Source organism: Aquamicrobium lusatiense (assembly GCF_014201615.1).
GTDB lineage: Bacteria > Pseudomonadota > Alphaproteobacteria > Rhizobiales > Rhizobiaceae > Mesorhizobium > Mesorhizobium lusatiense.
Map to the genome: position 1 here is coordinate 199,844 of NZ_JACHEU010000003.1, position 22,246 is coordinate 222,089.

The following is a 22,246-nucleotide window of genomic DNA, read 5'->3' on the forward strand; positions in this document are numbered from 1 at the left end:
GATGAGCCTTCACCCTTCAGGGGCGTTGATTCAGGTCAACGATTTCGGAATTTATCTTTTAATTTCAATAAGTTATATGATGGAACGACAAATCGGCAGGGCGCAGACGCACCCCGCTCAGAACCTGCGGCTCCTCCCTGTTGTCGTAAAATTCAAGGCAGCTCCCCCGCTGCCTGTCCGGGCTGGAAATGCCGGACATGGACCCGGTTCGCCCCGAGGCTTAAGGCAACCTTAAGGGTGCAGAAATTTCCGGCGCGGGGCAGGGAAAAGACGGGCAGCCTCCCTCCGGAGCAGGGGCTCGCCGCACCGGAGGGAGGCTGACGGATTACGGGGTGTCTTCCCTGTCGCGGAAATCGGTCTCGCCCTTTTTCCAGTAGCCGGCCATGGCCATCCGGGAGCGTTCAAGGCCACGGTCCAACAGGAAGTGGCGGCGCAGCGTGCGCACGACACCGGCTTCGGCGGCAAACCAGACGAAGCTGTTTTCCTGCGGCAGGCTGGCCGCCATCATGGCTTCGGCCAGCGCGGTGGTCGTTCCCGGTTCCGAACCGTTGCGCGGCAGCCATGTAAACTCCACATCGGCCCTGGTGCTGATGAGCTGGGCGTCGGCATCCTCGGGGATTTCCACGAAGACATCGGCGCTTGCGCCGGCCGGCAGGGCTTCGAGGATCGAGCCGATAGCCGGCAGCGCGGTCTCGTCCCCGCCGATCAGCAGGTGGGACAGGTCCGGGTCGGGCTGGAAGCCGGCGCGGGGGCCGGCGATTTGCGCCACGTCGCCCGGTCTGGCCGCCTCCGCCCATGTCGAGCAGGGGCCGTCACCGTGCAGGACGAAGTCGACGTCCATCTCGCAGAGGCCTTCGCGGAATTCGCGGATGGTGTAGGCGCGACCGCTAGGCTTTTCGTTGTCGGGCGTCGGCACGAACAGCTTGACCCACTGGGCGGGGCGGCGAACCGGAAAATCGATGAAAGCTGCCGAAGCAAGGGTTATCCGCTGCATGTGAGGCGTGATCCGCTGCGTCTTGCGGACCTCGGCGACCCTCAGCCGCCGTTCGGGAGGAATGGGGCGGGAAACGCCGGGCGATGATGCGGTGTGCATGTGCATTTTGGTAATCCTTCAGGGACGGGGTCAGCGGTTGCGCCGGCCTCCGCGAAGCGTGGTGAGAGAAAGGAGGAAGGCGGCCATGGTCATGATTGCCGCGATGCGGAAGGCGTGGCTGGTGGCATCCGCCACCATGAGGGGCGTCGCGACGGCGGGATCGCCCAGCGCATTGGCAAACAGCGCGCCCATCAGCGAAGCGCCGGTGATCAGGCCGAGATTGCGGGCGAGCGCCAGCAGCCCCGATACCAGACCGCGCGTTTCGGGCCGCGCGTCGGCCATCACGGCGGTGTTGTTCGGCGTCTGGAAAAAAGCCAGCCCGACGCTGACGAACAGCATCGCAACGATGTAGGTCGTCACGCCGCTGTCGGCCGAAATCCACGACATCGTGAAGGTGCCGAAGGTGAGCAGGGCAACGCCGATGACCATGGCCAGCCGGGCGCCGATGCGGTCGGCAACCGTGCCGGCAGGCACGCCCATGAGTGCCGCCATCAGCGGACCGGTGGTCATGACGAGGCCAACCATGCGGGTGTCGAGGCCGAGCCCCTTCGACAGGTAGAACGGCCCGATCACCAGCGTCGCCATCATCACCGCATAGATGAGCACGCTCATCACCATGCTGGTCGAGAGAAGGGCATTGCGGAACATGGAGAGCCTGAGCAGGGGCGCCCGTGCCCGGATCTGAACGGCAAGGAACAATGCCAGTCCGATGATCGCCGCGAAGCCGAGCTGGAGCACCGGCTGCGCCGCAAAGCCCTGCTTGCCGGAGAAGGTCATGGCCAGCGAATAGGCGCCGAGCGTCAGCGCCAGCAGGAGCGTGCCGACCCAGTCGAAACGGGCGGAGGCAGGCGGATGCTGCGGGGCATCCACCGCATCCGGCAGATAGCGGCTGATCAGCAGAAATGCCAGCAGGCCGAAGGGCAGGTTCAGCCAGAACATGGCCTGCCAGCCGAAGGCCGCCAGCGTCAGCGCCCCCAGCGACGGCCCGAGCGCAATGCCGAAGGACACCATGGTGGACAGGACACCCATGGCAAAGCCGGTGCGTTCCTTCGGAAACACCTCGCCGACGAAGGCAAAGGACAGCGCCATCAGGATGGCGCCGCCAAGCCCTTGCCCGGCGCGGCCGGCGATCAGCACCGGCAGGCTGGTCGAAAGCGCGCACAGCACCGAGGCCGCCATGAAGATGGCGAGGCCCCACAGATAGAGGCGTTTCTTGCCAAGCTGGTCGCCAAGGCGGCCGACACCGACGATGAGGGCAGTGACGACGAGCAGGTAGCTGACGACAACCCATTGCACGGCGCTGAATTCAACGCCGAGATCGTCCACCAGCGTCGGCAGCGCCACATTGATGATGTTGGTGCCAAGCTGCGAGAGCAGAATGGCGAGCGAGAGCCCCGCAAGCACCATCCCGGAATGCAGGGGTGGGTCGGAACGCAGGGGTGGGCCGGAACGAATGGGCGGATGATGGGGAGCGTGAGCAGGCGTGGCCGCCTGCGGCGGAGATACGGATAGTTGAGACATGGAAGAAAGGTCCGATCGAAAGTGTACCGTTCGGGATTGCTGAAGTTGGTCTTTCGATACAGCGGAGCCTGAATTGCATATAGTGCAATGTCGTTATTATATGATTGCATGATATGCATCTATTAGGTGCGAAAAGCCTGCGGGCAGGGAGCCGGCAGCAGGCGCTGCCGCCGCAGCCTGCACCTTCTTCCTGTCCCAGCTTGCGATGCGGGCGCGATCGCAGGAGCGACCGGCCGAAGCCGGGCGTTTCCGCAGCATCGTCAATCTTCGCAGCACGCTTGGTCTTGAGACAGGCGGGCGCTTTCGCTGCCTCGGCTGTTCTCCGAACCGTTGTCCTGCGGGGGTCAGGCGATTTCGTCTGACGGCAAGATATCCTGTCGGATCAGGAGCGGAGCCTGCCAGTGCCGCCGCTCTCGTCCCCCACCGGCCTGACCGGGGCGAGGGAGCCGGCCAGCGCGACCAGATCGGATTGCCGGTGCAGCCCGGTCTTCTCATAGATGCGCAGCGTGTGGGTCTTTATGGTGCTGGGGGCAGCGCCGAGCTCCTCGGCGATCCGGCCAGACGAGACCCCGGCGCACAACAGCCGGAACACCCGCGTTTCCGCAACCGTCAGATCATAGAGCAGCGCCAGCGCTTCCAGACTTGCGGCGGAATCGGCAGGCGAGGGGCCGGAAAGCAACAGCGCGAATATCTGGTCGCCGCCTGAGCCGATGTGCCCCGCAACCCTGCTGCTCAGCGGCAGAAGATGCACGACCCAGGGCTTGTGCTCCTGATCCCTGAAGGCGGTTCCGAACGGTTCTTCGGATTTGTTCACGGGCTCCTGCATGAAGGATTGCATCAGCGCTGCCAGCCTGCGCTGCGCCTGCGCATTGTCAAACCGCGCACAGCCACCCTGAATGCTGACGATTTTCTTTTGCGTGGCCAGCGCTTCGCCGGAATCGTTGGCGAAGCGAAGCTGGAAGCCGGAGCCGACCACGAACACCGGCACGCTGAGCGAATTCAGGACGAGCCTGATGGCGTCGGTTTCGATCCGCCGTATCTCCAGCACACGGCTTATCGCCACGCTGCGCTGAAGATGGGGCAGCAGCAGCCGCATGACCTCCGTTTCGCGCGGCCCGATGAGCCCGAAATCCTCGTGGCGGTTGAAGCCAATTGTGCCCAGCATGGTGTCGTCGCGGGTCAGGCCGACGGCTATCGCATCGACAAAGCCCTGCGGGCGATTGAAGCCGAGGTGAAAACCGTCTTCGCTGTCCTGGCTCACGCCGGAGGGGTTGACCCGGGACAGCACGGCCGGCTCTTCCAGCGGCAGATTGCGCACGGCCCGTTCACCGCCCCACAGCCCGATGAGACCGTCGGAGAATTCCGGCAGACGTTCCAGCCATTGAGGTGAAAAGCCGGTCGTCGATGCCAGCAGGGGCTCACCGCGCATCATGTCGATGATGCTGATGACGCCGGTGCGCAGGTTCAGTTCCTCGCAGATCGCCTGCATGGCCTGCGGCCATCGCTCCGGATCAAGCGCGCAATCGTAGATCTGGCCGATCAGTCCGGAGAGTTTTTCAGGCGAGATATAAGGAGACATGGAATTTCCGCCGCACCGCATATCCACCATTTGGTGGACCGCTTAAGGTGCGCGCGCAAGCGAAAATCCCGGCCCGAGAGGGTCTGGAATCACTTTTACACGGCAGGCCGTGCTGAAACCCTATTGCAGCTTCAGCTCAACGCGCCGGTTTTTTGCCTTGCCATCCGCCGTCGCGTTGCTGGCAACGGGTGCATCCATGCCCCGGCCGGAGGAGGTGAGGCGGCCGGCTTCGATGTCGAAGCCATTGGCGAGTGCATCGACCACGGCGGCGGCACGGCGTTCCGACAGGCCCTGATTATGCTCGCGCCCGCCATCACTGTCGGTATGGCCGATGATCTGAAGCTTCAGGGCAGGGTTCTCGCGCAGCATCATGGCGATTTCGAAGAGCTGGTCGCGCGAGGGCGGCAGAAGGATCGCGCTGTCGGTGTCGAACAGCAGATTGTCGAGAGAAACGCTTTCACCGGCAAGCAGCTTCGAATGCATGGACGAAGCCTTGCTCAGCTCTGGCGGCGTGCCGGTAATCACGGATTTGGTGACCGCCATAACGCCCTTTTCCGGCGTATCTGCAAACGCCACCTGCATATGAGTGACGCTCGACCCCTCGTCCTTTGTCACATAGGTGAGCCTTGCCCCGCCGACATAGAAGTAATTGCGCACGATGCCGAGTGGCTCAAGCGCCGGCATGTCGGTTGGCTTGTCCAGCAATATTCCGAGCGATACGCCGGACAGCGGCTTGCCTTCACTGAAGCAATCTCCCTTCTGGGTGCTGCACGAGAAGCTGACCGCATAGCCGGCCTCCTCCGCCGCTTTTTCAAAGGCGCGCTGCACCTGCAATGCATTGTCGCCGGGCTGGAAACGGTAATAGGCGTAGACCACCTTTCCTTCCAGCTGAAGCCAGCTCGGCCCCTTCATGATATTTGAGGTGAACTCCGAAATCGGGCCGGTGATCAGCCACGTCTCATCGAAATTGTCGATGCGCGGCGTGCTTTGCGTCGGCGTTGCGATCGAGAAGAAATCGAGCAGGGCGGGGGTGGCAAAAGTGGGTGTGGCCAAAGTGGGGGTGGGTTGCGACCAGGCAGGCAGCGCAAGGTTCGCCAGAAGGCCGGCGGTCAGGACCATGGAACGTAAGGCTGCCTTCATGTCGGTCTCATCCCGTATTGCTGTGCGCCGTATCAGGGAGATAGCGGCTGACAGGAAAAACGCGTCCACCTTTTGGTGGATGCCAGCCACGCCGGATTGCGTTTTCCATGCGGCCCGAACGCGATTCACCGGGAGAAGGAAAATCAATCACCATGCTGAGGGCTGTAAAGCACTGTTCTTTGACCGCTTTTGCGCTGCTGTCATGGCTGGGGACGGCGCAGGCTACCCTTTATCCGGCGGAAACGAAGAACCTGAGACCGGACAGCGCGCGTAGTTTGTGCATGGATCTTTCAGGCGATGCGAAGCTGGCAAAGTGCAACGGCTCGAATGCCCAGAAGATCACGCTTGAGCGCCGTGAAAACGGCGAGCGCAGGATGCGCGTGGGTTCGCAATGTCTCGAAGGCAACCGCGAAGGGGAGGCGCTTTTTCTGGCGCCATGCCGCAATGTCGTCACCCAGACATGGACCTACAACAACACCGGCCGGATCAAAAACGGCAACGGGCTTTGCGTCGACGTCGAGCAGAACCGCAAAACCGCCGGAACGCCGGTGATCACCTATCGCTGCAATGGCACCATCAACCAGCGCTGGGCGCGCTACGATCTGCCAAAGCCGGAAACGCCGGCGGGTGCGGGCGGCAGCGCGATCCTTCGGCCGGCCCACGCACGCGACAAATGCCTCGACGCCACGGCGCAGGGCGAACTCATCCTGTGGACGTGTCATCATGGCAGGAACCAGCAGTTTGTTTTCAGGGACAACCAGAAGACGATGATCCGTGTGAACGCGGGTTGCCTCACCGCAATCCGGCAGGATGGGCCGGTGTATATAAAGAGCTGCGCCGGCGGAGCGCGTCAGATGTGGACCGTCGAAAAGAGCGGCCGCATCGTGAATGCCTCCGGCGCCTGTCTGGATGTGCGTATGGCCGCCAATGCAAACGGCACGCCGGTGCTGAGCTACAAATGTACGGGGCAGCCCAACCAGAGGTTCCTCGTCATCAGATGAGCCGGAAGCTTATGTTTGCCCCGGCTGGCCGTGACTTTCGGCTGAAAAAGCTGACAGCTATCGCGTGAGAGCCTGTCATGCGCTTGGCGCTGCATGGTTGGCGATGACATGCCGCCCGCTTCTGTTTCGGGGCGGCACTTGCGGCGGAAAACGCCATGGAACAACCGGGCATGTTGTTTCCACGCCGCATAAGCGTTTGGCGCTATTGCGCCTGCGCTGGCCGAAGGTGGGTTCCCGGCCCGCTCGTGCAGCAACCTGCCTGCCTGAAAGTTTCAGAAGGCAGGTTGCGGCGTAGTTCCTGCCGGTTGCGTCAGCCGGGCTGCTGGATGGCGGAGAGCTTCCAGTCCTGCCCGTTTTCGCGCACGAAGGTCCACAGCTCCACCGTCTCGCTCGGGGTGTCGGCATCGCCTTCGACGACCTTGCCGCTGGTCCTGTCGCGCATCAGTTCGATGGCTTCATAGCGCAGGGCGGCGGTGGCGTAGTCGCGGTTGCCCTCGCTCCAGCTCTCGGCGATGTCGGCTTCCAGAAGCCGCACGTCGCTGACCTCGTTGCGCAGGCCGTTATGCGTATTCTGGGCCAGTTCCTCCGACAGGTAGGACACCATTTCCGGCGTGACCAGCGCGCGCAGGCCCGCGTAGTCTTCACGCGAGAACGCATCCTGCACTTCGCTCAGAAGCGCCTCGAAACGGTTGAGGTCGTCCTGATCGGGCGCCATGTCGCGCATTGCGGGCGTCTGCGTGGCTGCCTGCTGCCCGCCGAAGGACGGAACGGTGAAGCCGGCACCCTTGTTGTTGTCGCCTGCCGGGTGCGCCTGACGGCCGAAGCCGTTGCCGCCAAAGCCGCTGCCGTTGGGCGCGCTTCCTGCCCCGGCACCCACCATGGCGGGCTGCGCGGCATTGCGGCTGCGGAAGAAGCGCAGGGCGAGCATCACCGCGCCGGCGATCAGCAGGCCCTGCAGCAGCAGGCCGAACACGCCGGCAAGGCCACCAAATCCCTGTCCGAGCAGCAGGCCGATCAGACCGCCGATCAGCAGGCCGCGCATGAGCGAGCCGCCGAGCCCGTTCATGAAGCCCGGCCGCTGCTGGCCGGCCGCAGGCTGGCGCGCTGCATTGGGCGCGGTGTTGGGCGTCATGGAGCGCTCGACGGGAGCCGCCTGGTTGGGCGCGGTGCGGGTGGCCGGCGCGCTCTGGTGGGTGCGCAGGCCACGGCTGCCGAAGCTGCCGCCACGCCTTGCCTCGGCGTAGTCCACCGATACCATCGAAAAGGCGAGCATCAGCCCGGCAAACAGCGCGAACAGTCCGGTGCGGCGTGGTGTGAACATGTCTGGTCTCTCCCCAATTGGTGCGGTCACCTCAGGGTCTTGTTTCCGTTGCCGGAAACCTGGCCCCTGAAGAGGTGGCTGCCCGGAAAAGAACCCGGACGGGGCTGATGTAGAGGCGCAAGGGGCCGCGCACAAGATGTACAGGGCCATCTTCCCACAATGGTGCCTTTGAACACCGGTAACGCCTTCGTTACCTGAAGAAAATGGTGCGCGCCGGCTTCATGTCCCGAATTGACGGGCCGGTGTCCCATTTGTCCCGGTACGCGCAACCGGCGCTGTGGCAGGATCACCGGCGGATCGCAGGGGGAGCGCGGTCCGATGCGGGAGGAGTGCTGTTTGCCGTTTCCGGGCGGCCGGGCCTTTCCCGCATCTTGCATAGTCGCGGGCGGAAGAGAGGAGACGCCATGTATGCGGTTATCGGTGCCGGCCCCATGGGTCTGGCCGTGGCGCGCAATCTCGACAGGCAGGGCATCGCCTTCACCGGCTTCGAGCTGCATTCGGATGTGGGCGGGTTGTGGGACATCGATAACCCGCACAGCACCATGTACGAGACCGCCCACCTGATCTCGTCGAAGACGACGACCGAATTCGCCGAATTCCCCATGCCGCGTGGCGTTGCGACCTATCCGCGCCATGACGCCATGTGCCGGTATTTCCGCAGCTACGCCCGCCACTTCGACCTTATGCGTCACTATGAGTTCTCGACCCGCGTGATCGGGATGAAGCGGGATGGCGATGGCTGGCTGGTGACGACGGAAAGCGGCGGGCGGCAGCAGACCCGCCGCTTCGCCGGCGTGCTGATTGCCAGCGGCACGCTGCATCATCCCAACATGCCGCGCTTCGAGGGTGCCTTTTCCGGCACGCTGATGCATGCTGCCGACTACCGCTCGCCCTCGCAGCTCACGGGCAAGCGGGTGCTGGTCGTCGGCTGCGGCAATTCGGGGGCCGACATCGCGGTCGATGCGGTCCATCATGCAGCCAGCGTCGATATTTCGGTCCGGCGCGGCTATTACTTCATTCCGAAATTCATCTTCGGCAAGCCGACCGACACGCTTGGCGGCAAGCTCAAACTTCCGCGTCGCCTCAAGCAGGTCCTCGATTCGTTGCTGGTGCGGGCGGTGATGGGCAAGCCCTCGCAATATGGCCTGCCTGATCCCGACTACCGCATGTATGAATCGCATCCGGTGATGAACTCGCTGATCCTGCACCATATCGGGCAGGGCGATATCGGCCCGCGCGGCGACATCGCCCGGCTGGACGGGTCCGGCGTCGTCTTCACCGACGGCAGGCGCGGCGAGTACGACCTGATCCTGCTGGCCACCGGCTACAAGCTCGACTATCCGTTCATCGACAGGTCGGAACTCAACTGGCCGCAGCAGGCCGGCGCGCCCCGGCTTTACCTGAACGTCTTTCATCCCGACCACGACAATTTGTTCATGATGGGCATGATCGAGGCCGCCGGCCTCGGCTGGGAAGGGCGCAACAAGCAGGCGGAGCTGGCCGCGCTCTACATTCGCGGGCTGGCAGAAGGCGTGCCGGCTGCCGCGCGGCTGAAGGAAGTCAAGGCACGGCTTGCCACCGAACGCATCGACGGCGGCTATGCCTATCTCGATCTCGAACGCATGGCCTACTACGTTCACAAGGACAGCTACCGGGCAGCCGTCGCATCCCATGCGGATGAGCTGCGCCGGCAACTGGGATCGGTAACGCCGGGTGCAGCCCGCATCAACCACAGGGTCGAGGTGCAGCCATGAGCGGTCCGGTTCCCATCGAGTTCAATCCCGCCAGCCTCGTCATCCTCAACCTGCTTCTGGCGCTGATGATGTTCGGCGTGTCGCTGACGCTGAGGCCCGCCGATTTCCGGCTGGTGGTGACGCAGCCCCGAACGGTGTTCGCCGGCCTGTTCGCGCAGTTCCTGCTTTTGCCGGCGGCGACCTGTTTCGCGACATGGTTCTTCGGCATCGACCCGGAACTGTCGCTCGGCATGATCCTCGTCGCCGCCTGTCCGGGCGGGGCGTTCTCCAACATCATGACCTGGCTGGCGCGCGGCAATGTGGCGGTTTCGGTTTCCATGACGGCGGTGTCCAGCCTCGCGGCCACGGTGCTGACGCCCTTCAACTTCGCGCTCTATGGCTGGCTCAATCCCAACACGCGCGACCTGCTCGTTTCCATCGCCGTGGACGGCAAGGACATCGTGCTTCTGGTGCTCGTCGTGCTCGGCCTGCCTCTGGTCATCGGCATGGCGGTCGGCCGGCGCTTTCCGGGTCTTGCGGCAAAGGTCGAGCCGCCGCTGCGCATCTTCGCGCTGCTGATTTTCCTTGCCTTCGTCGCCATCGCCTTCAGCAACAATTACACCCTGTTCGTGGAGCGCTTCCACACCTTCTTCTGGCTGGTCGTCGCCCACAACACCATGGCGCTTTTGCTGGGTGCCGCGATGGCGCGGCTGATGCGGCTGAACACGCCCGACACCCGCGCCGTGACGCTTGAGGTGGGCATCCAGAATTCCGGCCTCGGGCTGGTCATTCTGTTCACCTTCATGCCCAATGCCGGCGGCATGATGCTGATCACCGCCTTCTGGGGCGTGTGGCATCTGGTTTCGGGGCTGACGCTGGCCTGCATCTGGTCGCGCATCCCCATCCGCGATGCGCCGGCACCGGCAGGGCAACAGTGATGCAGCCAAAAATTCTCATTACCGGGGTGGCCGGCTATGTCGGCGGCCTGCTCGGCAGCCGGCTGGCGCGGGATTTCACCGTCATCGGCACTGACATCCGCCCCCGCCCGGAGGCGCCCTTTGCGGTGCACCGGATGGATGTGCGCGATGCGGCGCTGTCCGACTTGTTGAAGGCGCAGGCCATCACCCATGTGGTGCATCTGGCCTCGGTGCTCGATTCCGGAACCGACCGCGCCCGCGAGTTCGACATCGACGTCAACGGCACCCGCAATGTGGTGGAGTGCTGCCTGGAGGCGGGCGTCGGGCACGTCACCGTCACAAGCTCCGGCGCGGCCTACGGCTATCACGCCGACAATCCCGAATGGATCGACGAGGACCAGCCCCTGCGCGGCAATCCGGAGATCGCCTATTCCGATCATAAGCGCCGGGTCGAGGAAATGCTGGCGCAATACCGGCAAAGCCATCCGCAACTGCGCCAGCTCGTGCTGCGCCCCGGCACCATTCTGGGGGCCTCGACGCAGAACCTCATCACCAATCTGTTCCGGGCAAAGCGCATTCTGGCGATCCGCGGCAGCAAATCGCCCTTCGTCTTCATCTGGGACGAGGATGTGGTGGCAGCCATCGAGCACGGGCTGCGCGGCGACCGCTGCGGCATCTACAACATGGCGGGCGACGGTGCGCTGAGCGTGCACGAGATCGCCGCCATCCTCGGCAAGCCGGTGCTCACTTTGCCGGCCGGCCTCGTCAGCGCGGCCTTGCGGGCAGCCCGGCTTCTGGGCAAGGGCCGGTACGGGCCGGAGCAGGTGAAGTTCCTGCGCTACAGGCCGGTCCTGTCCAACACGCGGCTGAAGCAGGAGTTCGGCTACCGGCCGCAGAAGACATCGGAAGAAACCTTCCGTTTCTACGTGCAGCACGCACGCGCGAGGGGGGACCTGTGAGCAGCGTTCTGATCACGGGGGCCGGGGGAGGGCTCGGGCAGGCACTTGCCCGAGCCTTCTGGCGGCGCGGCCACAATCTCGTTCTGGCCGATCTCGACATGGAATTGCTGCGCAAGCTGGCCGGTGAGCTTGGCGATGTCACGCGCATCGTCTGCGTGGCGGGCGACATCACCGATGCGGCCCATCAGGCGGAGCTGCTGGCGCGGGCGCAGGCGCGTTTCGGCGGCGTCGGCGTGCTGGTCAACAATGCCGGCATCACCCATCGCTCGCCGGTGGCGAAGACCGATCCGCGGGTGCTGCGCAAGGTGATGCAGGTCGACTGGCAGGCGCCGCTGGAGCTGGCGCTTGCCGCCCTGCCGCAATTGCAGGCGCATCGCGGCAGCATCGTCAACATTGGTTCGATGGCGGGCTGGATGCCGGTGCTCGGCCGCGCAGCCTATTGCGGGGCGAAGGCTGCGCTGTCGCAATCCTTCGAGGTGCTGCGCTGCGAGCAGAAGCAGCACGGCGTGCATGTGCTGATGGCCTATCCGAGCTTTCTCGACACGCCGATCGAGGCCAATGCGCTCGGCCATGATGGCAGGCCGGCACGCCATGCGCGCTCCACCATGGGCAAGCCGAAGGATGCCGGCTGGATGGCGGAGCGCATCGTTTCGGCGCTGGAACAGCGCAGGCGGCGCGTCTATTCCGACCGCGCCAGCGTGGCGGCAAGCTTCCTGTGGCGGGTCGCGCCGGATCTCTATCAGCGGCTGATGATGCGCAAATTCGCGGTCGAGCTGCGGCAGTAGAGCATCTTGCAGCCAGATGGAAACATCTGGCGTTGCATAAATGCTCCAGCCGCAAATCGGCTGAAGGGTCTGATCTTTCGTCGCGCGGGCTGGCCGTCGGCTGCCCGCTGGCCTCGCCTTGCCATATGCTCTACAAATCCCGGATCGCCGGTGAACACCGGCCTTATGGCTTTGTCGGCAGGGGAGGCGGCAATCCGGGAATGAGCGAGCATTTGTTCAGCGTCAACCGGCTCTATGCGCGGGCGGTGATCCAGAGCGCGGACCGGCTGGCGCTGGTTTTGCCGGCAGAGCTGCGCAAGGCGGTGGAGAACAATGCAAGGCTGCCGCTGACGACGCTCGATGCGCTGTGGGAAGCCTATTGCAGCGCCAGCGCCGATCCGCTGGCGGGCCTGCGCCTCGGCCTCGAACTGCATGCCGGCCATCTGGATTGCGCGGGCATGCTGCTGGTGTCCTGCGATACGCTGGGCGAAGCTCTGGAAGAGCTTGGCGAGGTCGCGCCCATCGTCGGCGAGGGCGGCGAATTCCTGATCGACAGCGAGGGCGATATGGTGACTGTGCGTTACCAGTCGCATCTGGCGCTGCGGCAGGCCGAGCGGGTGGAAGCGGTTCTGGCCGGCCTGTTGCAGATCAGCACATGGGCAACGGGCGGTGCGTTTCGCCCGGCGGGGCTCAGCTTCACGCATCAGCCGCTGGCGGCGCAGGCGGATTATCGTGCGCTGCTGAGCATTCCCGTCAGCTTCGGCCAGCCCTCCAATGCGCTCAGGTTCAGCGCGTCCGCACTGGGCCTGCCGCTCATTCAGGCCAACAGCACCCTGCGCGAGCATCTGCGCGGCCTGACCGACAAGGTGCTGGCCGAGCTTGGTCACGCCAGCCTTGCGGCCGAGGTGCAGCGCATGATCCGCACCCATCCGCGCTGGGGCAAGGAGCGTGTGGCCGAGCGGCTGAATGTCAGCGGCCGGCATCTCAACCGCCGGCTGGCGGAGGAGGGCACATCGTTCAAGCTGCTGCGCGATGCCAGCCTGCATGCGGTCGCGGTGGAGCAGCTTCGCGGCGACAGCCCGTTGCGCGATGTGGCCGAAAGGCTTGGCTTTTCCGATGAAAGCGCCTTCACCAGAGCCTTCCGCCGCTGGACCGGCCAGACCCCGGCGAATTTCCGCCGGCAACGGGAATCCACTCCCCGCACCTCCGGCTTTTTTGTTTCCGGCAGCAGTCCTGCACCGGACTGAAATAGTGCCGCCATCCGGAAACTTCGCGAGAAATCGGCAAGTGCCACAGCATCGCACCGAAAGGTGGAAACCGCTTTTTAAGCCGATGCTCCGGCTATAGATCGGATCGTCCCCTGTGTCTTCTGATGGCCCCCGAGCGGCTCCATGTCCCGAGATCGCATCGCCCGCCGCGATTTTCGCGGCTGCAACCGGCAACCCCATGTCCCGCAACGCTTCGTGAAGACATATGCCGGTCTGCGGGAACCACCGCACAGCACCGGATCGGCTGCGACGGTCTCCTCGCTTTCCGTTTTGATCTCCGAAAAGCATGTGACCAGCACACTGGCATGCAGTTTTGCGCTTGACTTAACGTTAAACCTAACCGTATCAAGTCGGCCATGCCGGTGCTGTGGGAGGAAAGACTCATGGGCGGCTGCGAAATTTTCCTCATGTCATGAAAGCCGATACCATGCCGGATACTCTGCAAAGCACCGTTGACCGTCAGCGCCAGTACATTGCTGGTGGAACGATGTCGCTGAACCGGGCTATCACGCCCTCGAAGCTGTTCGTGCGGGCGAAGGGCGCTTATCTCTACGATGCCGATGGCAACGAATATATCGACTACCATGCCGGCTTCGCGCCCTATCTGTTCGGCCATGGCGATGCGGAGGTGGACGAGGCGGTGATCGCCATGATCCGCTCGGGCGCCTCGCTGATCGGCGCCGGCACCATGCCGTGGGAGGCCGAGGTCGCCGAGTTGCTGGTCGACTGCGTGCCGGGCATCGAGCAGCTGCAGCTGACCAGCACCGGCTCGGAGGCGGTGGGCTATGCCCTGCGTCTGGCGCGCGCCCACACCGGCCGCGATGTCGTGGTGGTCATGCAGGGCGGCTACAATGGCTGCTTCGACTATGTCAGCTACAATCTGATGGACCCGCGCTCCTTCGTCGAGGATCACCGCGAGGGCGATGAATACCCGCTGTCGGTGACCACGGCGGGCGTGCCGAAGGTGATCGACCAGACCGTGCGCGCCATCGAGTTCAACGATCTGGCGGCGGCCGAGAAGGTGCTGGCGAAGGGCGACGTGGCGGCCATCATCCTGGAGCCGATCCTGCAGAACATCGGGATCGTCAAGCCGCAGCCCGGCTATCTGGAGGGCCTGCGGGCGCTGTGCGACAAGTATGGCACGGTTCTGATCTTCGACGAGGTCAAGACCGGCTTCCGCCACGCGCTTGGCGGCTATCAGGCGCTGTCGGGCGTGACGCCCGATCTGTGCACCTTCGGCAAGGCGGTGGCCAATGGCTATCCGATGGGCGTCATCGGCGGCAGGCGCGAGATCATGAGCCTGTGCGCGCATCCCGATCCGAAGAAGCGGGTTTCGGTTGCCGGCACCTACAACGGCCATCCGGTCAACGTGGCGGCGGCGCTGGCCTGCCTGACGCGGCTGAAGACCCGGGAGGCGGAGGTCTATGGCGGGCTGGAGCGTCTGGGCGCGCGGCTTGAGGCGGGCCTGAAGAGCATCTTCGAAAAACGCAACTACCCGACGACCATCGTGCGTCAGGGCTCTGCCTTTGCCGTCTACTTCATGGACCATGCGCCGGTGAACTGGCGCGATGTGGTGATGAACAACGACATGGAGCGCGACATCGCCTATCGCCGTGCGCTGATCGACAATGGCGTGTTCCATTTCCCGGTGGTGACCAAGCAGGGCTCGATCTCGCTCGCCCACACCGACGCCGACATCGACCGCACCATCGAGATCACCGAAAAGGTCGTCAACTCTCTCGCTTGAGATGACAGCCTGAAGACGTCGAAAAACCCGGCCGGATCATCCGGCCGGGTTTTTGTTTGCGGGGCAGGATTTCCCGGAACCCTCTGGCAGGCCCTGTCTTATTCGCGCACCATCGCCCCCGATGTTGCCTGTCCGCGATTGCGGCGCAGGGCGTCGGAGGCCCGCATGACGAGGCTTTCCAGCCCGTTGGGCAGGAACAGGATGGCGAGGATCAGGATGCCGCCATAGAGCAGGGGCCGCACCTGATCGGCGCCGATGCCGCGCAGAATGACCTCGTCGATGATGGTCAGCGTCACCACGCCGAGGATCGGGCCATACCAGCGTGTGGTGCCGCCCACGATGGTCCAGATCAGCACATAGACCATGGTGTTGACGTCGAACTGGTTCGGATTGACGGTGCTCAGGTAATGCGCATAGAGCGCGCCGGCGAGACCCGCGAAGAAGGCGGCGACGACGAAGGCAAGCATCCGGTAGCGGAAGGCGTCGACGCCGACCGATTCCGACAGCTTGTCCTGCCAGTGGATGGCATGGAAGGTCAGCCCGATGCGCGATTTCTCGATCCGGTAGAGAACCCACAGCGACACCAGCACCACCGCCAGCACCAGATAGTAGTAGTTGGCGGGGTCGTAGAAATCGATGTGGATGAAGCCGAGGTCGATCTCGGGAAAACCCGGAATGCGCTGGATGCCCTTCGGCCCGCCGAACGGATTGGTGAAGCGCTTCCAGATCAGCCGCAGGATCTCGCCGGCCGCGAAGGAGCCGATGAGGAAGTAAAATCCCTTCATGCGAAACAGCGGAAAGCTCATCAGCGCCGCCACCAGCCCGGCGACGATGGCGCCTGCTATCATCGCCAGCGGCACTGGAAAGCCGAAGCTCTTGGCGAACAGCGCGCTGGCATAGGCGCCGGAGCCCATCATCACCACATGGGCCAGCGACCATTCGCCGGTCAGCGTCTGCAACCGGTAGCTCGCCACGACGAGCACGTTGATGGTGAGCAGCACGAGCAGTTCCTGCTGCGAGAAGCTGACGACATGCGGGGCCGCGATGAGCAGGGCCGCGAGGATCACGATGCCGGCGATGCCGGCGGCTCCGATGGTGTTTTTCTCAGGCACGTTCGCGCACTCCAAAAAGGCCCTGCGGCTTGACGACCAGCACGGCCAGCATCAGCAGCAGGCCGACGATGTTGGCGATGACGCCATCGAAGAAGGTCGTGACGAAGGTGTGGACGAAGGCATAGAGCACCGCGGCCAGCACCGCGCCTTCCAGACTGCCGATGCCGCCCACGATGATGATGATGAAGGCGGTGACGATGATGCCGTGGCCCATGAAGGGGGAGGGCGCGACCAGCGGCGCGGTCATGGCGCCCGCGACGCCGGCAAGGGCCGCGCCGATGAACATGGCGTAGCGCGCTGTCTGGTTGATCGAAATGCCCTGCAGCGCTGCCGCCTCGCGATCCTGCGCGCAGGCCCTGAGCGCCCAGCCGAATTTGCTGCGCCTGAGAAACAGCCACAGCACGGCTAGCAGCACCACGGTCGCGATGATCACATAGAGCCGCTCATAGGTCAGGATCGCGCCGCCGATGGTGAGGCGTCCCTGCGACACCGGCGGCACGGTCTGGTTGCGCAGGCCGAAGCCGAGCACGGCCAGCGTCTGCAGGATGAGCAGGAAGCCTATCGAGGCGATGAGCCCGCCGAGCGGATTGGTTCGCAGCGGCCGAAACAGCGCAAGCTCCATCAGCACGCCCAGACATCCGGCGAAGCACAGCCCAAGCCCCACGGCCACCACGAAGGGCAGGCCAAGCCAGGCATAGAAGAAGACGATGGCATAGGCGCCTGCCATGTAAAGCTCGCCATGCGCGAAGTTGATCACGCCCATGACGCCGAAGATGAGCACCAGTCCGACGGCGACCAGCGCCATGTAGCTTGCGGCGTAGGAGGCGTTGAACACGGTCTGCAGGAGGAAGTCCGGCATAGTGTATCCCGTTCTGTCATTCGGTTTCAGGTGAGAGGCTGCCGGGCCGGCGCGCGGCCCGGCTCAGCACTCAGGTCCGCTGGTTCCACAACAGGCCGAGATCGGACATGTGCTTGAGCAGCAATTCGCTGTTCTTGTCCCACCACTCCGGTATCGAACGGAATTCGGCGATCGTGGCCTTGCCGTCGCGGATCACCACGACCGGCCAGTCGCCGACGAGCGCATTGTCGATGCCGAACAGCTCCTTGCCCCACCAGCGCGCCTCGCCAAAGGCGTGCTTGCCGGTGCCGCCATCCTTCATGGCCGACAGCACCGCATCGGGCTCGATGCTGCCGGCGCGCTGGGCGGCGTCCGCCCACAGATCGAGGATCGAGGAATATTCCCACGACACCGCCGACCACTCGTTCGCCCCGTAGCGCTTCACATATTCGGCATAGAACTCGTTCGGCTTCCTGAAGTTGATGCGCGGATCGTTCAGCGCCTGATCGTCGAAATCGGGGAACTGGAAGATGACGCCTTCCATGAATTCCTTCGAGGTGCGCTCCACGATGCGCTGGTAGAAATCGAGCGTGCAGGAGATGATCTGCCCCTTGTAGCCTTGCTGGAAGGCCTGCTCGCACAGCGGCTGGACATAGTCGGCATAACAGGTGTCGAGGCACAATATGTCGGGATTGTTGGCCAGAAGCTGCGTCATGACCGGGGCGAAATCGGTGGTGGCCGGGTCAAAGAACAATGGCGGGCTCGCCATCTGGATGCCTGCCGCCTCGAATGCGGCGAGATAGGTGGCGACGGAAGGCTTGCCCAGCGCATCGTCCTGCGCGCAGACCACCGCCGTCTTCAGCTCCGGCCGGTTGGCCGCCAGCCAGTCGACGCCGGTGACGTTGTAGATCGGATGCACCTCGCAGGGCGCGATCAGCGTCTCGGTGTCGGGCGTGAGATCGCTCGGCAGCAGGGTGGACACCATCATGCCCTGCCGTGCGGCGATTTCCTCGACGCCCGGCCACGAGTTGCCGCCGAGCATCATGATGAACTTGACGTCGTTCTCGCGGATGAGCTGCGTTGCGCCGGTGCGCGCCTTGCCGGCGTCGTCCTCGTCGTCATAGGAGACGAGCTCGACCTTGTAGGATTGTCCGCCGACCTCGATGCCGCCGGCTTCGTTGACCCAGTCGGCCCAGATCCTGCAGCCGTCGAGGCCGGGCTTGCCCCATGCCGCCACGGCGCCCGTCAGCGGGGCCAGAAAGCCGATTTTGACGACGTTGTCCTGTGCGAAGCTGGCTTTCGGCATGCCGACCACGGGCAGCAGCGCGGCGCTGGCCGCGCCGGTCAGCAAGGTTCGTCTGTTCAGTGTGATGCTCGATGCAGGCTTCATTGCAGTCTCCTCCGCTTTGCGTTCTGAAAAATAGCTACCGCGTTAGAATCCGGCCGATGCCCGGAAGACGGGCAAAGCCGGTCATGCTGGCGCGCGATGGCATCGCGCACCCTGTTCCCCTGTCAGAATTCACTCTTGTTTATTGGAGGCTGTTTGCCCCGGTATGCGCCTGGGTATGCACTTGCTCCATGCCCGTGCCTTGCGCCTTGCGGCGGAAACCGAGCAGGATCATCGCTGCCATGAACTTTCGTGGGTCGCTCATCCCTGCGGGGCGTTCACGATCCCATTGCAGAAGACGTTGTGCCGCTGCGTCGCGGTCGAGCAGTTCGAGGCCGTCCATTGCGCCATGGTCGCGGCGCAGGGCTTCAAGCATGTCGCGGGCCTTCATGCGCCAGCGCTCTTCGTAGGCGGGCCGATGCAGGCGCTCCATGCGCAGATGAAAGAGCGAGGAGCGCGCCGTGCGCGGCGCGGTCATCGTGTCGATCCAGCGGCCACATGAAGCCCAGGCCTGCGCGGCCGACGCCTCGATCCGGCCGCTGGACACGGGCTGCACGACGGCCTGATTGCTCAGGCTGGCGGCGAGCCTGGGGTCGTTAGGCGGAAATTCCGTGCGCGCCACACGCAGCGCCTGCGCATAGAGTTCGCGCGCCGGTTCCACCTGTCCCTCGGCCAGAGCGGCAAGGGCGGCTTCCGACAGTTTCTCCCATTGCAGATCGGCTTCGCTCCAGCCGGCGGTGACGAGTTCGGCCAGGGTCCGGGTCTCATGCACCGAGATAGGCCCTCCGCACATGGTCGTTGGTCTTCAGGTCGGTCGCAGCGCCCTCCACGGCCACCGTGCCGATTTCGAGCACATAGGCATAGGAGGCGAGCCGCAGCGCCAGCCCCGCATTCTGCTCCACCAGCACCACCGGCACGCCGGTCTCGGCAATGTCGGAAACGATGCGCGCCATTTCCTGCACCATCACCGGCGACAGGCCCATGGAGGGCTCGTCGAGCAGAAGCAGCTTCGGGCCCGACATCAGCGCCCGCCCGATGGCGACCATTTGCTGCTCGCCGCCGGAGAGGGTGCGGGCCCATTGCGTGCGCCGCTCCTTCAGGCGCGGAAAGCGCTCGAAGATGTCTTCGATGTCGCGTTCGATCTTCGCCGTGTCCTTGCGCAGGAAGGCGCCGATGCGCAGGTTTTCCTCGACGGTGAGGTCGGGGAAAATCCGGCGGCCTTCCGGCACATGGGCAATGCCGCGCGCCACGATCTTTTCGGCCGGCATGGTGTCGATGCGCTCGCCCTCGAAATGGATTTCTCCACCGGAAGGCCGGGCAAGGCCCGAAATGCTGCGCAAGGTGGTGCTCTTGCCGGCGCCATTGGCGCCGATGATGGTGACGATGCCGCCGGAAGGGACCTGAAGGCTGATGCCTTTCAGGGCCGCCACCTTCTGGTAGTGGACGTGGAGATTGCGGACTTCAAGCAGCATCTTCGTTACGCCCCAGATAAGCTTCGATGACGCGCGGATCGTTGGCGACCTCCTGCGGAGCGCCTTCGGTCAGGAACTGGCCGAAATTCATGACGGTGATGCGCTCGCACAGGCCCATGACGGCCTGCATGTCGTGCTCGACCAGCATGATGGTGATGTCGCGCTCGGCGCGGATGCGCCGCACATGCTCCATCATCCGCCGTGTTTCCTCCGGATTCATGCCTGTGAACGGCTCGTCCAGAAGGATCAGCGTCGGATCGGCGGCCAGCGCCACCGCCATGCCCAGCGCCCGCTGGTGGCCGTGCGGCAGGCTGGAGGCCGGCTCGTTGGCCAGCGCGCCGAGGTCGAACAGCTCCAGCGCTTCATGCGCCTTGCGATCGGCCTCCCTTTCGGTCGGGGCATCAGCGCCCGTTATGCGTGAGAAGAAGCCGGCGCCGGCGCTGCGATGGCAGCCGACCCGCACATTGTCGATGACGCTGAACTCATGAAACAGGGTGGTGCCCTGAAACGTCCTGATCAGGCCGCGCTGAGCCAGCCGGCTGGTCTTCAGCCCGGAAACGTCCTCACCCTGATATAGGATCCTGCCGCTCGTTGGCCGGTAATAGCCGCTGATGAGGCTGAACGTCGTGGTTTTACCGGCCCCGTTGGGGCCGATCAGTCCGTGAATGCTGTTGCGCTTTACGGAAAAGGACAGGTCGTTGACGGCTGTAAGCCCTCCGAACTTCCTTATGACATTGCGCAGTTCGAGAATAGGTTCGTCGGACAGTGGACCCTCCCATTGGTTACTGTCGTTAAATGCATGCCAGCGTGGGTTTTCCCATTCGCCGGCATGCCCCGATTTTATTCTGCTGCGGCGGGCGTGGCCTCCGTTCCCAGATAGGCTTCAAGTGAATCGTCGAGTGCGTCTTTCCACGGCGTGTGGTGCGGGGGCGCCATGGTGCCGGTGATGACGGAACGATAGGAGTTGTTGCGGAACTCCATGATGTTCTTCTTCTTGTGCTTCTTCCATTCGAAGAAGGCTTCGTTGGCCCCGTCGACGTCGAAACTCGGATAGTCGGTCTCGGCGATCAGTTCCTTGACGTATTCGCCCTGATAGCGGATCGCGTCGTAGTCGTCCTTGCCGGCATCTTCGGCGGCAACGCGCGCCTCGACATCGGCGATCATTTCGTCCTTGCTCGCGGGCAGGCCGATGCGCCCCAGCATGACGTCGCGCGCCCACCAGGCCTGGGCATCGAACATGTTGAAGGTGAACCACTGGTCCTGCATGCCGATGTAGAACAGCGCCGGATTGTGGACATAGGCGACGCCCTTGTAGAGATCGGCGGTGGCCAGCCGGTTGGCCGTCCTCAGGCGCAGATCGTCCGGCAGAAACGGGAAATGGTGCTTGTAGCCGGTGCACAGGATGATGGTGTCGATGTGCTTCGTCGAACCGTCCCTGAAGGTTGCTGTGTTGATGTGCACCTTCTCCAGCAGCGGCTTTTCTTCCCAGTTGTCCGGCCAGTCGAACCCCATCGGTTTGGTGCGGTAGCAGTTGGTGATGGATTTTGCGCCGTATTTCCAGCACTGCGAGCCGATGTCCTCGGCCGAATAGCTGGTGCCGATGAGCAGGATGTCCTTGCCGGCGAATTCGCGCGCGTCGCGGAAGTCATGGGCATGCAGGATGCGGCCGTTGAAGCGGTCGAAGCCGGGGAATTCGGGCACGTTCGGCGTCGAGAAATGGCCCGAGGCGACGACGACATTGTCGAATTCTTCCGAATAGCAATGGTCGTTCGGCAGGTCCTGAACCGTCACCGTGAATTTTCTGGTGTCCGGGTTCCACTCCACCAGACGCACTACGTTTTCGAAGCGGATCCAGTCGCGCACACCGGCTTTGTTCACGCGCCCTTCGATATAGTCGAACAGAACCGCGCGCGGCGGATAGGATGCGATCTGCTTGCCGAAATGCTCCTCGAATGAATAGTCGGCAAACTCAAGCCCTTCCTTGGGGCCGTTCGACCAGAGGTAGCGGTACATGGAGCCGTGAACGGGTTCGCCATACTGGTCGAGGCCGGTGCGCCACGTGTAGTTCCACAGCCCGCCCCAGTTTGCCTGTTTCTCGAAACAGACAATTTCCGGGATTTCAGCTCCGTTGCTCGCTGCCGATTGAAATGCCCGTAATTGTGCAAGGCCAGACGGCCCGGCGCCGATAACGGCGACCCTCCTGTTCATTCGCGTCCTCCCCATATTGTTTTCTTGGACGAAAATTATTTCACCATCAGTATGGTATTTGGTTTCATCCTGCTGTCAATGCATTGTGTGACATTCGTTTATTCCTGGCAGGAAAAGCGGCAGCCGCAAACGTTCCGGACTTGCCATGCAGTTCCGTGTGGATTATTCTTCTGATTTAATAAAGTT

General features: G+C 63.7%; 19 protein-coding genes. 7 read left to right on the forward strand and 12 right to left on the reverse strand.

Annotation, left to right across the window (positions count from 1 at the left end; all coding sequences use genetic code 11):
- Positions 1 to 325: 325 nt before the first annotated feature.
- From HNR59_RS16585 to HNR59_RS16600, 4 genes are all read right to left on the reverse strand, one after another.
- Positions 326 to 1,099: a siderophore-interacting protein gene (locus tag HNR59_RS16585; protein ID WP_183832147.1), complete on the reverse strand. Its 774-nt coding sequence runs from the start codon at positions 1,097 to 1,099 to the stop codon at positions 326 to 328.
- Positions 1,100 to 1,123: 24 nt separating this feature from the next.
- The gene (locus HNR59_RS16590) at positions 1,124 to 2,614 is read right to left on the reverse strand and encodes an MFS transporter (protein ID WP_183832148.1); all 1,491 of its coding nucleotides are present in this window, start codon (positions 2,612 to 2,614) and stop codon (positions 1,124 to 1,126) included.
- Between the two features lie 382 nt (positions 2,615 to 2,996).
- Positions 2,997 to 4,193: a helix-turn-helix transcriptional regulator gene (locus HNR59_RS16595; protein ID WP_183832149.1), complete on the reverse strand. Its 1,197-nt coding sequence runs from the start codon at positions 4,191 to 4,193 to the stop codon at positions 2,997 to 2,999.
- A gap of 120 nt (positions 4,194 to 4,313) precedes the next feature.
- A complete protein-coding gene (locus tag HNR59_RS16600) occupies positions 4,314 to 5,333 on the reverse strand; it encodes an OmpA family protein (protein ID WP_183832150.1) in 1,020 nt (339 codons plus the stop codon).
- Between the two features lie 152 nt (positions 5,334 to 5,485).
- Between HNR59_RS16600 and HNR59_RS16605 the strand changes: the two genes are divergently transcribed.
- Positions 5,486 to 6,334, forward strand: a complete 849-nt coding sequence (locus HNR59_RS16605) for an RICIN domain-containing protein (protein WP_183832151.1) — start codon at positions 5,486 to 5,488, stop codon at positions 6,332 to 6,334.
- A 310-nt stretch (positions 6,335 to 6,644) separates the two neighbouring features.
- On the opposite strand, the gene HNR59_RS16610 is transcribed toward HNR59_RS16605, so the two are convergent.
- Positions 6,645 to 7,655, reverse strand: coding sequence for a Tim44 domain-containing protein (locus HNR59_RS16610; RefSeq protein ID WP_183832152.1), 1,011 nt, complete (start codon positions 7,653 to 7,655; stop codon positions 6,645 to 6,647).
- Between the two features lie 404 nt (positions 7,656 to 8,059).
- Between HNR59_RS16610 and HNR59_RS16615 the strand changes: the two genes are divergently transcribed.
- The 6 genes from HNR59_RS16615 (at position 8,060) to HNR59_RS16640 (ending at position 15,043) form a co-directional block, all read left to right on the forward strand.
- Positions 8,060 to 9,409, forward strand: a complete 1,350-nt coding sequence (locus tag HNR59_RS16615) for a flavin-containing monooxygenase (RefSeq protein WP_183832153.1) — start codon at positions 8,060 to 8,062, stop codon at positions 9,407 to 9,409.
- Positions 9,406 to 10,326, forward strand: coding sequence for a bile acid:sodium symporter family protein (locus HNR59_RS16620; protein WP_183832154.1), 921 nt, complete (start codon positions 9,406 to 9,408; stop codon positions 10,324 to 10,326). The genes HNR59_RS16615 and HNR59_RS16620 overlap by 4 nt, the downstream gene beginning before the upstream one ends.
- Positions 10,326 to 11,264 (forward strand): SDR family oxidoreductase, encoded by a 939-nt coding sequence (locus HNR59_RS16625; RefSeq protein ID WP_183832155.1) that lies wholly within the window; start codon positions 10,326 to 10,328, stop codon positions 11,262 to 11,264. The genes HNR59_RS16620 and HNR59_RS16625 overlap by 1 nt, the downstream gene beginning before the upstream one ends.
- A complete protein-coding gene (locus tag HNR59_RS16630) occupies positions 11,261 to 12,049 on the forward strand; it encodes an SDR family NAD(P)-dependent oxidoreductase (RefSeq protein WP_183832156.1) in 789 nt (262 codons plus the stop codon). The genes HNR59_RS16625 and HNR59_RS16630 overlap by 4 nt, the downstream gene beginning before the upstream one ends.
- Positions 12,050 to 12,249: 200 nt before the next feature.
- Positions 12,250 to 13,275: an AraC family transcriptional regulator gene (locus HNR59_RS16635; RefSeq protein WP_183832157.1), complete on the forward strand. Its 1,026-nt coding sequence runs from the start codon at positions 12,250 to 12,252 to the stop codon at positions 13,273 to 13,275.
- 448 nt (positions 13,276 to 13,723) lie between these two features.
- On the forward strand, positions 13,724 to 15,043 hold the full coding sequence (locus tag HNR59_RS16640) for an aspartate aminotransferase family protein (RefSeq protein ID WP_183832158.1): 1,320 nt from the start codon (positions 13,724 to 13,726) through the stop codon (positions 15,041 to 15,043).
- A 98-nt stretch (positions 15,044 to 15,141) separates the two neighbouring features.
- Here HNR59_RS16640 and HNR59_RS16645 read toward each other — a convergent pair whose 3' ends face one another.
- The 7 genes from HNR59_RS16645 to HNR59_RS16675 all read right to left on the reverse strand — a co-directional run bounded on the left by HNR59_RS16645 (position 15,142) and on the right by HNR59_RS16675 (position 22,060).
- Positions 15,142 to 16,155, reverse strand: coding sequence for an ABC transporter permease subunit (locus HNR59_RS16645; RefSeq protein WP_210307390.1), 1,014 nt, complete (start codon positions 16,153 to 16,155; stop codon positions 15,142 to 15,144).
- Positions 16,148 to 17,014, reverse strand: coding sequence for a branched-chain amino acid ABC transporter permease (locus tag HNR59_RS16650; protein WP_183832159.1), 867 nt, complete (start codon positions 17,012 to 17,014; stop codon positions 16,148 to 16,150). Before HNR59_RS16650 ends, HNR59_RS16645 begins: the two co-directional genes overlap by 8 nt.
- Before the next feature lie 70 nt (positions 17,015 to 17,084).
- Positions 17,085 to 18,383, reverse strand: a complete 1,299-nt coding sequence (locus tag HNR59_RS16655; RefSeq protein WP_246374778.1) for an ABC transporter substrate-binding protein — start codon at positions 18,381 to 18,383, stop codon at positions 17,085 to 17,087.
- Between the two features lie 139 nt (positions 18,384 to 18,522).
- Positions 18,523 to 19,152 (reverse strand): hypothetical protein, encoded by a 630-nt coding sequence (locus tag HNR59_RS16660; RefSeq protein ID WP_183832160.1) that lies wholly within the window; start codon positions 19,150 to 19,152, stop codon positions 18,523 to 18,525.
- Positions 19,145 to 19,852 carry an ABC transporter ATP-binding protein gene (locus tag HNR59_RS16665; RefSeq protein ID WP_183832161.1) on the reverse strand — a complete coding sequence of 236 codons (708 nt, stop codon included), beginning with the start codon at positions 19,850 to 19,852 and terminating at the stop codon, positions 19,145 to 19,147. The genes HNR59_RS16660 and HNR59_RS16665 overlap by 8 nt, the downstream gene beginning before the upstream one ends.
- Positions 19,842 to 20,696: an ABC transporter ATP-binding protein gene (locus HNR59_RS16670; protein WP_343060853.1), complete on the reverse strand. Its 855-nt coding sequence runs from the start codon at positions 20,694 to 20,696 to the stop codon at positions 19,842 to 19,844. The genes HNR59_RS16665 and HNR59_RS16670 overlap by 11 nt, the downstream gene beginning before the upstream one ends.
- A complete protein-coding gene (locus tag HNR59_RS16675; RefSeq protein WP_183832162.1) occupies positions 20,693 to 22,060 on the reverse strand; it encodes an NAD(P)-binding domain-containing protein in 1,368 nt (455 codons plus the stop codon). The genes HNR59_RS16670 and HNR59_RS16675 overlap by 4 nt, the downstream gene beginning before the upstream one ends.
- Positions 22,061 to 22,246: the final 186 nt, after the last annotated feature.

What these genes read in the sequence shown, in the direction of transcription:
- HNR59_RS16585 (WP_183832147.1), bottom strand. Translation starts at nt 1,099, where the DNA reads ATGCACATGCACACCGCATCATCGCCCGGCGTTTCCCGCCCCATTCCT.
- HNR59_RS16590 (WP_183832148.1), bottom strand. Translation starts at nt 2,614, where the DNA reads ATGTCTCAACTATCCGTATCTCCGCCGCAGGCGGCCACGCCTGCTCAC.
- HNR59_RS16595 (WP_183832149.1), bottom strand. Translation starts at nt 4,193, where the DNA reads ATGTCTCCTTATATCTCGCCTGAAAAACTCTCCGGACTGATCGGCCAG.
- HNR59_RS16600 (WP_183832150.1), bottom strand. Translation starts at nt 5,333, where the DNA reads ATGAAGGCAGCCTTACGTTCCATGGTCCTGACCGCCGGCCTTCTGGCG.
- HNR59_RS16605 (WP_183832151.1), top strand. Translation starts at nt 5,486, where the DNA reads ATGCTGAGGGCTGTAAAGCACTGTTCTTTGACCGCTTTTGCGCTGCTG.
- HNR59_RS16610 (WP_183832152.1), bottom strand. Translation starts at nt 7,655, where the DNA reads ATGTTCACACCACGCCGCACCGGACTGTTCGCGCTGTTTGCCGGGCTG.
- HNR59_RS16615 (WP_183832153.1), top strand. Translation starts at nt 8,060, where the DNA reads ATGTATGCGGTTATCGGTGCCGGCCCCATGGGTCTGGCCGTGGCGCGC.
- HNR59_RS16620 (WP_183832154.1), top strand. Translation starts at nt 9,406, where the DNA reads ATGAGCGGTCCGGTTCCCATCGAGTTCAATCCCGCCAGCCTCGTCATC.
- HNR59_RS16625 (WP_183832155.1), top strand. Translation starts at nt 10,326, where the DNA reads ATGCAGCCAAAAATTCTCATTACCGGGGTGGCCGGCTATGTCGGCGGC.
- HNR59_RS16635 (WP_183832157.1), top strand. Translation starts at nt 12,250, where the DNA reads ATGAGCGAGCATTTGTTCAGCGTCAACCGGCTCTATGCGCGGGCGGTG.
- HNR59_RS16640 (WP_183832158.1), top strand. Translation starts at nt 13,724, where the DNA reads ATGCCGGATACTCTGCAAAGCACCGTTGACCGTCAGCGCCAGTACATT.
- HNR59_RS16650 (WP_183832159.1), bottom strand. Translation starts at nt 17,014, where the DNA reads ATGCCGGACTTCCTCCTGCAGACCGTGTTCAACGCCTCCTACGCCGCA.
- HNR59_RS16655 (WP_246374778.1), bottom strand. Translation starts at nt 18,383, where the DNA reads ATGAAGCCTGCATCGAGCATCACACTGAACAGACGAACCTTGCTGACC.
- HNR59_RS16665 (WP_183832161.1), bottom strand. Translation starts at nt 19,852, where the DNA reads ATGCTGCTTGAAGTCCGCAATCTCCACGTCCACTACCAGAAGGTGGCG.
- HNR59_RS16675 (WP_183832162.1), bottom strand. Translation starts at nt 22,060, where the DNA reads ATGAACAGGAGGGTCGCCGTTATCGGCGCCGGGCCGTCTGGCCTTGCA.